Origin of the sequence: Streptomyces sp. NPDC057654, from assembly GCF_042800135.1 — a bacterium.
Lineage (GTDB): Bacteria > Actinomycetota > Actinomycetes > Streptomycetales > Streptomycetaceae > Streptomyces.
In genome coordinates this window covers 1-9,928 of the sequence record NZ_JBHVHQ010000255.1, presented here as the reverse complement: position 1 = coordinate 9,928, position 9,928 = coordinate 1, and the positions used below count along the sequence as shown (strand labels likewise).

At 72.9% G+C, this 9,928-nt stretch carries 10 protein-coding genes and 1 pseudogene; 9 read left to right on the top strand and 2 right to left on the bottom strand.

The annotated features are described in order from the left end of the window. Both ACFU99_RS20060 and ACFU99_RS20055 read left to right on the top strand, forming a co-directional pair. Positions 1 to 305: pseudogene (locus ACFU99_RS20060) on the top strand (hypothetical protein); the annotation flags it as partial. Positions 306 to 483: 178 nt separating this feature from the next. Further along, positions 484 to 1,224 (top strand): LuxR C-terminal-related transcriptional regulator, encoded by a 741-nt coding sequence (locus tag ACFU99_RS20055; protein WP_384393766.1) that lies wholly within the window; start codon positions 484 to 486, stop codon positions 1,222 to 1,224. 158 nt (positions 1,225 to 1,382) lie between these two features. On the opposite strand, the gene ACFU99_RS20050 is transcribed toward ACFU99_RS20055, so the two are convergent. Beyond that, on the bottom strand, positions 1,383 to 2,930 hold the full coding sequence (locus ACFU99_RS20050; protein ID WP_384393763.1) for an AMP-binding protein: 1,548 nt from the start codon (positions 2,928 to 2,930) through the stop codon (positions 1,383 to 1,385). Further along, positions 2,930 to 4,066, bottom strand: a complete 1,137-nt coding sequence (locus ACFU99_RS20045) for an acyl-CoA dehydrogenase family protein (protein ID WP_384393760.1) — start codon at positions 4,064 to 4,066, stop codon at positions 2,930 to 2,932. Before ACFU99_RS20045 ends, ACFU99_RS20050 begins: the two co-directional genes overlap by 1 nt. Before the next feature lie 459 nt (positions 4,067 to 4,525). Here ACFU99_RS20045 and ACFU99_RS20040 point away from each other — a divergent pair, with 459 nt between their 5' ends. The 7 genes from ACFU99_RS20040 to ACFU99_RS20010 all read left to right on the top strand — a co-directional run. After that, a complete protein-coding gene (locus tag ACFU99_RS20040) occupies positions 4,526 to 5,851 on the top strand; it encodes a cation:proton antiporter (protein ID WP_384393757.1) in 1,326 nt (441 codons plus the stop codon). Then, the gene (locus ACFU99_RS20035; protein ID WP_384393754.1) at positions 5,848 to 6,729 is read left to right on the top strand and encodes a 4'-phosphopantetheinyl transferase family protein; all 882 of its coding nucleotides are present in this window, start codon (positions 5,848 to 5,850) and stop codon (positions 6,727 to 6,729) included. Before ACFU99_RS20040 ends, ACFU99_RS20035 begins: the two co-directional genes overlap by 4 nt. A gap of 82 nt (positions 6,730 to 6,811) precedes the next feature. Beyond that, entirely contained in the window at positions 6,812 to 7,102 is a 291-nt protein-coding gene (locus ACFU99_RS20030; RefSeq protein ID WP_384393751.1) for an acyl carrier protein, read from the top strand. A gap of 183 nt (positions 7,103 to 7,285) precedes the next feature. Further along, on the top strand, positions 7,286 to 7,999 hold the full coding sequence (locus ACFU99_RS20025; protein WP_384393748.1) for a TetR/AcrR family transcriptional regulator: 714 nt from the start codon (positions 7,286 to 7,288) through the stop codon (positions 7,997 to 7,999). After that, positions 7,983 to 8,612 carry a TetR family transcriptional regulator gene (locus ACFU99_RS20020; RefSeq protein ID WP_384393745.1) on the top strand — a complete coding sequence of 210 codons (630 nt, stop codon included), beginning with the start codon at positions 7,983 to 7,985 and terminating at the stop codon, positions 8,610 to 8,612. The genes ACFU99_RS20025 and ACFU99_RS20020 overlap by 17 nt, the downstream gene beginning before the upstream one ends. Before the next feature lie 63 nt (positions 8,613 to 8,675). Continuing rightward, positions 8,676 to 9,470, top strand: a complete 795-nt coding sequence (locus tag ACFU99_RS20015) for a thioesterase II family protein (RefSeq protein WP_384393743.1) — start codon at positions 8,676 to 8,678, stop codon at positions 9,468 to 9,470. A gap of 72 nt (positions 9,471 to 9,542) precedes the next feature. Further along, positions 9,543 to 9,928 (top strand): hypothetical protein (locus ACFU99_RS20010; RefSeq protein WP_384393740.1); only part of this gene is annotated, 386 nt, incomplete at its 3' end.

Here is a 9,928-nt window from a genome sequence, read left to right as displayed (position 1 = left end):
TCCTCGGGCTGCTGCGCGGCGCGGTCTCCCACCCGTGGCAGGCGCTGCTGCTGCGTGAATTCTTCACCACCCAGATCGCGCGCCGGGTCGTGCGCCGCCTCGGGACGGCCGTCGACCCGGCGGAACTGCCGCTGCGCGCCTCGCTCGTTTCGAGCCAGCTGTTCGGCCTCGCGATGGCCCGGTACGTGCTGCGCCTCCAGCCGCTGGCGGACGCCCCGCGGGAGGTCGTGGTGGCGGCCGTCGCGCCCAATATCCGCCACCACATGGTGGGTGCGCTGGGCACGGAGGACCGCGAAGCCGTCTGAAATCCGCCCCTGGAACCCCGCCCCCGTATCCAGAAGCGCCCTCCGGTATTGATCGTTCCCGGCGGAATATCGGGCTCAATATTACGAGTCAGTATAATTGCCGAACCGTGCGGCACGGTAACTCATCCTGTGACGAAAGGTTCCCTTCGCACCCTCCCCATGTTACCTTGACTAAGCGATGAGGCGCAGTACGGGGGTGCTTTACTGCATGCGCATATTAATCATCAGTGATAGAACGGTTATCAGGGCCGGCTACCGCATGCTCTTCGAAGGCAAGCCGGATCTTGAGGTTTCCGGGGACGCCGGAGAGATGTCGCAGATCGAAAAAAGCGTAGCTGCTCTGCGGCCCGACGTCGTCGTCATAGACTCCGAGACGAATTCGCTGGACGCGGCCGAGGTGATCCGGTTCCTCGGGGCGGCCGTCCCGGGCGCGCCGGCCCTGGTGCTGGTGGGCGAGTTCGACGACCAGGTGCAGCGACTGCTGCGGGCCGGGGCCCGCGGGCTGCTGCTCAACCGCTCCTCCCCGGCCGAGATCGTGGCCGCGGTCCGGCTGGTCGCGGCGGGGTACTCGCTGTTGTTCCCCTGCCGCGGCCGACGGCTCGTCGACTGGTCGGCCCCGGCTCCGGCCCCGGCCGACGGCGAGGAGAAGGGGAACGAGAAGGAGCCCGGCCGCGAACGGCTGGGGCGGCTGACGCGCCGAGAGGTGGATGTGCTCCGGCTCATCGCCCGCGGCTGTAGCAACGCGGAGATCGCCGACGTGCTCTTCGTCAGCGAGAGCACGGTCAAGTCCCATGTCCAGCGCATGCTCGACAAGCTGGACCTGCGCAACCGCGTGCACGCCGTGATCTACGCATACGAGATCGGCATGGTGCGCACCGCCGGATTGGCCGCCGGACTGCCGGTGGCGCCGGTGGGATGAAGGCCGGTGGGACGAAAGTCGACGGGATGAAAGTCGATGGGACGAAGATCGAGATGAGATGAAAGCCGGCGGGATGACAGCGGGAGCGCGAATTACCGCGACGGGCTCCCGCCGGCACCCCGGAATTTCCTGGATTTCCCAGGAAATCCTCCGGAAAATCATTGGCCCGGGGCGATGTCCCGGGCCATTCGCATGCGGTCCTTCTTTCCGTTTCCGGTACGCGGCAGCTCGTCGACCACATGCAGCGCGTCCACGATCATGTACGAGGGCAGCCGCCGCGCCGAGAACTCCTTGAGCCCGAGCAGCGACACCCGCGCGTCCGGCCCCCGCTTGGTGACCACCGCGTGGAGCGCCGCCTCCAGGCCCGACCCGACGACGACCACCGCCGCGTCCGCCACCCCCGGATGCGCGCCGAGCACGCTCTCCACCTCGCCCAGCTCCACCCGCTGGCCGCGCACCTTGACCAGATGGTCGCGGCGGCCGACGAACTCCAGGTTCCCGCCGTCGCCGACCCGCACGATGTCACCGGTCGCGTACGGGCCGCGGTGCGGCTCCCGGCCCCAGTATCCGAGCATCACCGACGGCCCGGAGACCAGCAGTTCGTACTCGCCGTCCGCCTCCTGCGGCGCCAGCTTCAGCGAGTCGCCCGAACACACCGTCCCGATCGGCAGGTCCGCCGACCGTTCCGCCACGTCCGCCCCCACCTCGTACGACGTGCAGACATTGGTCTCCGTGGGCCCGTACCAGTTGAACATCCGCACCTTCGGCCACCGCGCGCGCAGCTCCTTCACCTGGGGGAGCGGGAACGGCTCCCCGGCGAAGACGCAGACCCGCAGCGCGGGCGGCGGCGCCTCCTCGAAGAGCCCGCCCTTGGTCATCATCAGCGACAGCGCGGACGGCACCGAGTACCAGACCGTCAGCTCGTTGCGGCGGAGGAAACGCACCAACTGCTCCGGCGCGTACGCCAGCTCACTGGATATCAGATGGACCGAAGCGCCGGCGTGGAACGCGGCGTAGAGGTCGAAGACCGAGAGATCGAAGTTGAACGGGGCGTGGTTGGCGAGCCGGTCGGCCGGGCCCAGCCCCAGCAGCTCGGACGCCCAGGTCACGAACGCGAGAGCGTTGCGGTGGCTCAGGCACACGCCCTTCGGCTCGCCGGTCGACCCGGAGGTGTAGAGGATATAGGCGAGATCGTCGGGGGAGCGGTCGGCCACGGCCTCGCCGGCCGCCACAGCCGCCGCGCCGTTCGCGGGCGTCAGCAGCTCGTCGAAGGTCACCAGCGGCCCCGCGCCCCAAGGGACCTCCGCCGCCTCCGGCCCCGCGCCCCCGGCCCGTACGGCACCGCCGGCGTGTGCCACAGACCCGTCGCCCCCGGCCCGTACCGCGCCGTCCGCGTCCGTCACGGTCAGCGCCGCGCCGCAGCCCCGGCTGATCAGGGCCGCGCGGGACGGCGGATTGGAGTCGGCCACCGGCACGTACACCGCGCCGAGCCGCAGACACCCCTGCATCAGCGCCACGGCGCGCGTACTCTTCCCCGCCCACAGCACCACCCGGTCGCCCGGCCGCACGCCCCGCGCGGCGAGCGCGGCGGCGCAGCGGTCGGCGAGCGCGTCCAGTTCACCGTACGTCAGCCGCCCGTCGGGGGCGTGCACCGCGAGCGCCCCCGGATCGCGCCGGGCCGCGTCGATGACCAGCTGATGGAGCATCACAGTCCCAACTCCTTCGCCGCCAGTTCCTTCTGGATTTCCGACGTGCCGGAGAAGAGGAGGCTCGGCACCGCGTCGCGCAGCTCCGCCTCCACGCCGCAGTCCGTGAGATAGCCGCGCCCGCCGAAGATCCGTACGGCGTCCAGGGCGTTGGCGACCGCGCCCTCGGACGCGGCGAGCTTGGACAGCGCCACGGCCAGCCGCGCGGGCCGCCCCCGGTCCATCTCCCAGCACGCGCGGTAGAGCAGCAGCCGCGCGCTCTCCAGCCGCATCGCCATGTCGACGATCCGGTGCGACACCGCCTGGAACCCGGCCAGCCGACGGCCGAACTGACGCCGCGACCGGGCGTGTTCGGATGCCCGCGCCACCAGACGGGCCATCATCCCCACGTACCCGGCGAAGAGGCAGGCCCGCTCCCAGCCCATCGAGTGCTGGAATACGGTCGCCCCCATGCCCGGCGCGCCCAGCACGGAAGCGGCCGGCACGAAGCAGTCGGTGAAGGTCACCGCGGACGCCGGGGTGGAGCGCAGGCCCATCTTGTCGAACGGCGCGCCCGCCCGTACGCCCGGCGTGTCCGCGGCGACCGCGAAGGCCGTCTGCCCGAGGTGGCCGGCCTCCGGGTCGGTCGTCGCGTAGGTGACGAACACCTCGGCGGCCGGACCGTTGCTGACGAAGCTCTTGCGGCCGTTCAGCACATAACCGCCGTCCGCCGGCACCGCCGTCATCCGGAGCCTGGAGACGTCGGAGCCCGCGCCGTCCTCGGTCATGGCGTTGCCCGCGACTACCTCTCCGGAGCACATGCCCGGCAGCCAGCGGGACTTGAGGTCGTCCGAGCCGAACCGGTCGACGGGCACCGCGCAGGCGAACAGGTGCGCGCTCGCCGCGAAGACCAGCCCCGTGTCGTCGCACCCCTCGCCCAGCGCCTCGTACAGCCGCGCGGTGTCCAGCGCGCCCAGCCCCTGCCCGCCGTACGTGTCGGGCAGGCAGGCGCCGAGCAGCCCCAGCCGCCCGAGCGTCGCCCAGTCCGTACGGGCGAACGGCTCGCGCGGCGCCCGCCCGGCGGGGAAGGCCGCGCGCACCGCGTCCAGCGTCCGCCGATGCCGCTCTTCCTGATCAGCACTCCAGCCGAAATCCATGGGACTCCCCGTAGCGTGGTTGTTTGATGTGTCGTCACGGGGGCAGTGGCGCGCGGAGGTCGGGAAATGGTGGCGGGGCGTCCGGGCCGCCGGACCGGCGGTGCGCCGGGATGTGATCCCGGCGCCGGACCGGTCGGCCGGCGGAGCGATCGCGCGCTCCACCCCCACCCGCGCAAGGCTCCGCAGGACGCCCCGCCCGCCATCACCGTGCCACGCCGCCCGGTCGAACCGCGTCCGGAAGGACGGTAATTCATCCCTTCTGCTGGAGCTCCTCCTCCCGGTCCCCGCAACAGTGCTGACCGGAGAGCGGCGGGTTTCCCTCCCATGGCCGATGGCGGCGGCCCTGGCGGCTCGGAAGAATTTCGACCCTCGTGCGGGTGATCGGACGCGCCGCGACGGCGCACCGAGGGGGCTGGAGGACAGATGGCGGCGGAAGGACTTCCGACAGAGGCGATCGCGATGGCGGATGTGGCCATCGTGCTGCTCGCGGGCCGGCTGTTCGTCCGGCTGAGCAAGCGCGTCCGTCAGCCGCCGGTGGTGGCCGAGATCGCCATCGGCATCGTGCTCGGGCCCAGCCTGCTCGGGCTGCTCCCCGGCGACCTGCCCGGCCGGATCTTCCCCGCCGACGCCCGCCCGATGCTCTCGGCGGTGGCGCAGGTCGGGCTGCTCCTGTTCATGTTCCTGGCCGGCTGGGAGATGGATCTCGGCCGACTGCGCGGCCGCGGCCGGTCCGTCGGCGCGATGGCCGGGCTTTCCATGGCCGTGCCGTTCGTGCTCGGCGCCGGGGCGGCGGCCCTGCTCGCCGGCCGGTACGCGGGCGCCGGCCGGAGCACCACCGCCTTCGTCCTCTTCCTGAGCACGGCCTTCGCCATCACCGCCTTTCCCGTACTGGCCCGCATCATCACGGACAGCGGGCTCACCGGCACCCGCGTCGGCTCCATGGCGATGGCCTGCGCCGCGGTGGGCGACGTGCTGGCCTGGTGCGTGCTGGTGCTCGTCGTCGCGGTCTCCGAAGCGGACGGGCCGGGGCACTTCCTCACCGTCGTCGGGCTCACGGCGGCGTACGCGCTGGCGATGGTCCTCGTCGTACGGCCGCTGCTGCGGCAGCTCCTCACGCGGGCGCCGCGCGCCGCCTCCGGAGCGAACCTGCTCGTCCTGATCGCCTCCGGCGTCTTCCTGTCCGCCTGGACGACCTCCTGGATCGGCATCCACGCCATTTTCGGCGCGTTCGCCTTCGGTCTGATCATGCCGCGCGAGGCGCGGGAGCGGCTGCACCGACGGGTGGCGACGCCTCTGAGCGGCATCGTGACGCTGCTGCTGCCGGTGTTCTTCATCGTCACCGGGCTCTCCGTGGACGTGGGGCTGCTCGGCCTCGGCGGCCTGGCCGCCCTCGGGCTGATCCTGCTCGTGGCCGTGGCGGGCAAGTACGCGGGGACCGTGCTGCCCGCCCGGATGTCGGGGATGTCGTGGCGGGACGCCGGGGCGTTCGGCACGCTGATGAACACCCGCGGCCTGACCGAGATCGTCATCCTCTCCATCGGCCGCGAACTGGGCGTCATCGACCAGGAGATGTTCACCATGATGGTGCTCATGGCCCTGGTCACCACGGCCATGGCCGGCCCGCTGCTGCACTGGCTGGGCGTCACCCGGCCCCCGGCCGCCCCGGTCCTGGCCCCGGCTCCTGAAGGGGAATCGGACGGCGGAGCCGGCGACCGGGAGGCGAGGGGCGGGGCGCCTCCGGAAGGCGACGGCGGGCTGCCCGCGCCGGTGGACGCCCGGCCATGACGCGGTCGCGGGGGACGGCTGCGCTCCAACTGGCGCGGCAGGAAGTGCCGTTACGGGCGTACGCGCGCGCCCTGCCGGGGCTGCGACTGTGGCACGGCACCGCCGTCCCGCCCTCGGCGGCGGACTGGGCGGTCCTCTCGCCCGAGGAACGGCAGCGCGCCCGCCGCTTCATGCGCCCCGCCGAGACCAGTCACTACGTGCACGCCCACGCCCGCGTCCGGCGGATCCTGGCGGGGCTGCTGGACTGCCCGCCCGGCGCGATCCGGTACGGCCGCGAGCCCTGCCCGGGATGCGGCGACGCCGGGCACGGCCGTCCGGGCGTCGCGGCGCCGGACACCGCGCTCCGCTTCAACCATTCGCGCAGTGGGTCGAGTTGGCTGCTGGCGGTCGCCCCCGAGGGGCAGCGCGTGGGGGCCGACGTCGAACAGATCCGGCCACTCGGCGCGTTCGCGGGGCTGGTCGACAGCTGCCTCGCACCGGGCGAGCGGGATTACGTTGAAGCCGTCGTCGACGCCGCCGGCCCCGTAGGCCGCAGGCAGCGCTTCTACCGCTGCTGGGTCCGTAAGGAGGCGGTGCTGAAAGCGGTCGGCACCGGCCTCGCGGGCGGCCTCGCGCGGCTGGACGTACGGCCGTATGAGACGGGCGCCGCGGTCGTCCGGGTCGAGGGGCCCGGCGCCGGGCGCTATCTCGTCCAGGACGTGCCGCTGGGGCGGGGCTTGGCCGCCGCCGTCGCTGTCGCCCTCGCCGGGGAACTCCCCGAAGGCCGTATCGACCGCCACGCCGCCGCCGGCCGCACCGGGATATTCGGGAACTCATCAGAAAGGACGGTTCCCGAATTCATCAACGGAGCCGATGAGATGGCCGGGCACGCTGGCTAGGGTGAGAAGCGCGGGCATCGCGGTCCGCGTGGCAATCAGCCCTTCACCTTTTTCGAGGATCGGATTCCCGGAGGTCATACGCATGCCGGAGAGCACCATCCCATACGGGTACGACGAGGTCATCGCCGAGCTGACGGGGTATGTGGAGGCGCGCTTCCTCCCCGACGGGGAAACGGGACTCCAGCCCGGCTCCCCGCTTCTGGAATGGGGGATTCTCACGTCGCTCACCACCGCGGAACTGATCTCCTTCATTCTCGACCGATATGGGATCTCCATTCCGCCGGAGCGGATAGTCGGCGCGCACTTCAAGAATCTCGACGCGATATCCCGGCTGGTGGTCTCCCTCCAGGGCGATCCCGCGGACCGCTCCTGACCGGGTCCCGACCCCCAGTCCTGACCCAGTCCCGACCCGAGGCGGCGGGGACCGAGAGCTTTGGCCAAGAGTCATCGGCCCCGTCGCCGCGTCCTCGTCCCGAGGGTGTCCCGTACTCAAAGGATCACCTACTGTATTAACTCACTGACAGATGAATTACATCTCCCAGGGGGTGGGCGCCATATGACCGGTCGGCCGACCAGAGACCGCATCCTGGACGCCGCGCGCGAGGAACTGGCGGCCCACGGCTACAACGGCACCTCGACCCGCAATGTGGCCAAGCGGGCACAGGTCGACATCCGGCTGCTCCACCACTACTTCGGCTCCCGCAGCCGCCTGCTGCACACGGCCCTCCAGCCCGGCCGCCGCCCCGTCCGGGCCCAGGGGGAGCCCGAGCCGGACGACGGGGCTCCCGGTCCCGACCGGCTCGCCCCCGACACCGGATCGGACGCGGCCTGGCTCACCTCACGGCTCACCGCCCTGTGGGGGACCGACCCCCTCGCCCGGCGCGCCCTCGTCGCCTCCGCCATGACCGACGGCCCGACCGGGTACCGGCTGGCCTCCTTCGTCACCACCCTGTTGCGCGATCTCGAACCGGACGCCGGCACGGGCGGCGGCGGGGAGTACGACTGGGAGTGCAGCGGGGAGTGCGGCGACCGCTCGGACGACGCGGCACTCGGCCCGGACCGGCCCGGCTACGACGAGCTGAGCCGCGCCGTGGCCGCCGCGCAACTGCTGGGGCTGGCGGTGCTGTGCGAGTCGGGGGCGATGGAGCGGCTGGCCATGGCGAGCAGCGCGAGGGGCTGCCGGCTCCAGGGGTTCAGCCTGGAGTCCCAGCTCGCCGCCGTGCTGTCCGCCGTGTCCGCCGAAGGAGGGCTCGATGCCGTACGGGGGTGAGGCCGCCAAGTGGCCCCGGCGGCCCGGCCCCCACGCCACCGCCAGCAGCACGCTCATCCTGCGGGCCGCCCGCGAGGAGCTCGCGGAACACGGCTACGGCGGCAGCACCGTACGCGGCGTCGCCGACCGCGCGGGCGTCAACACCAGCCTCGTCCACTACTACTTCGGCTCCCGCGAAGGCGTGCTCACCGCCGCCCTGCGCGAGGCCGCCGAGCTGCTGACCGCAGGGTGGGACGGCTCGGACGGCGCCGTACGGGACAGCGGCGGCCCGGACGCCGACGGCCGCCCGCGCGGCGGGGCCGAACTGCTCTGCCGCGAACTGCCGTTGTGGGAATCGCCGGAGTGGCGCAGCGCCGTGCTCGCCCTGATCCGCAGCTCCGTGACGCACGAGGCGGCGGGGCGCTATCTGGCCGACGTCGTGAGCCGCGTGTCCCCGGACGCCGGCGGGCCCTGCCCGCACACCGTGATGATCGGCGCCCAGCTCATCGGCCTGATGGTCGTACGCCACATCACGCCCGTCGAACCGCTCGCCTCCGTGGACCTGGACGGCCTGATCGCCCTCCTCGCTCCCGTGGCCGAGCGGCTCCTCGCCGGGCACGGGGAGTACGACTGATACGGCGAGTACGACTGTCACGCCGAGCGCTCGGCGTATCCGCCGCGCAGAGACAGAGGAGCCATGACCGACCGTGGAACAGCCGGGCCCGACGCTACGGCGGGCGGGTCCGTCGCGGGCGTACGGAGCCGGGCCGCCCGGCCGCAGCTCTTCTGCCTGCCGCACGCGGGCGGCAGCGCCGCCGGGTTTCGGCCGTGGAAGCGCCGCGTAGCCGCCCACGTCCGCGTGCACCCCGTCGAACTGCCCGGCCGCGGCGCCCGCTGGGACGAGCCGCCGCCCGCCCGCCTCGCCGCCCTCGTCGCCGACCTCGCCGCGCGTGTACGGGCCGAGGCCGACGGCCCGTATCTGCTCTACGGGCACAGCTTCGGCGCGCTCCTCGCCTACGAACTGGCCCATGCCCTGCGCCCCGGCCCCGGTGAGCCGGCCGTCCTGCTGGTCTCCGGGCGCAACGGTCCCGGCGTCCCGCACCCGGCGCTCCCGCTGCACGCGCTGCCGCGGGAGCGGCTGATCGAGCGGTTGCGGACGCTCGACGGGGTACCGGCCGCGCTGGCCGGCAAGCCGGAGCTGATCGAACCCTTCCTGCCCGTGCTGCGCGCCGACGCCCGGCTCGCCGAGCTCTACCGGCGCGGCCGCCACCCGGTGCTGAACTGCCCGGTCCACGTCTTCGCCGGGGACCGCGACCCGCTGGTCGACCCGGCAGGGCTGAGCAGGTGGGCGGAGGAGACCACGGCCCGCTGCGAGGTCCAAACCGCCCCGGCGGGCCACATGGTGACGGACCATCCGCGATTCCTGGCCTGGCTGGACCGGACCCTGACGTCCTTGAGCGGGCTCACGGCGGGCAGCGCCGCCCGCGGCTGAAAGCCGCCTCCCCGGCTCCCCTCGGTCGCCCTCGGTGTCATCCTCGGCCACGGCACAGGGGACAATTGGTGCATGAAGCTGAGCAGAGCGGGACTCAGGGTGCTGCCGTTGGCGCTCGCGGCCGTACTCGCGGCGGGGTGCGGAACGGAGCGGGCCGGGGCGGGCGCGGGCGCTGGTGCCGCCACACCCGCGCCGACCGTGGCCAGGCCGAGCACCCCGGCGAACTTCCCCTGCCCCGGCGAGAGCCGCACGCCGTCGCCGACCGCGACCGTCGACACCTCGGAGCGCGACCGGCGGCCACCCGCCGACCACTACGCCGAGAACCACGGCTTCAGGGAGCCCTTCCAGCTCTACGGGCAGAGCCGCTGCGACGGACTCGCGGCCGTCGGGCGCGGGCAGGGCGCGCGCGGACCGCTGCGCCGGCGCGGCGCCGTCGCGCCGCGGAGCGGTGAGAAGGC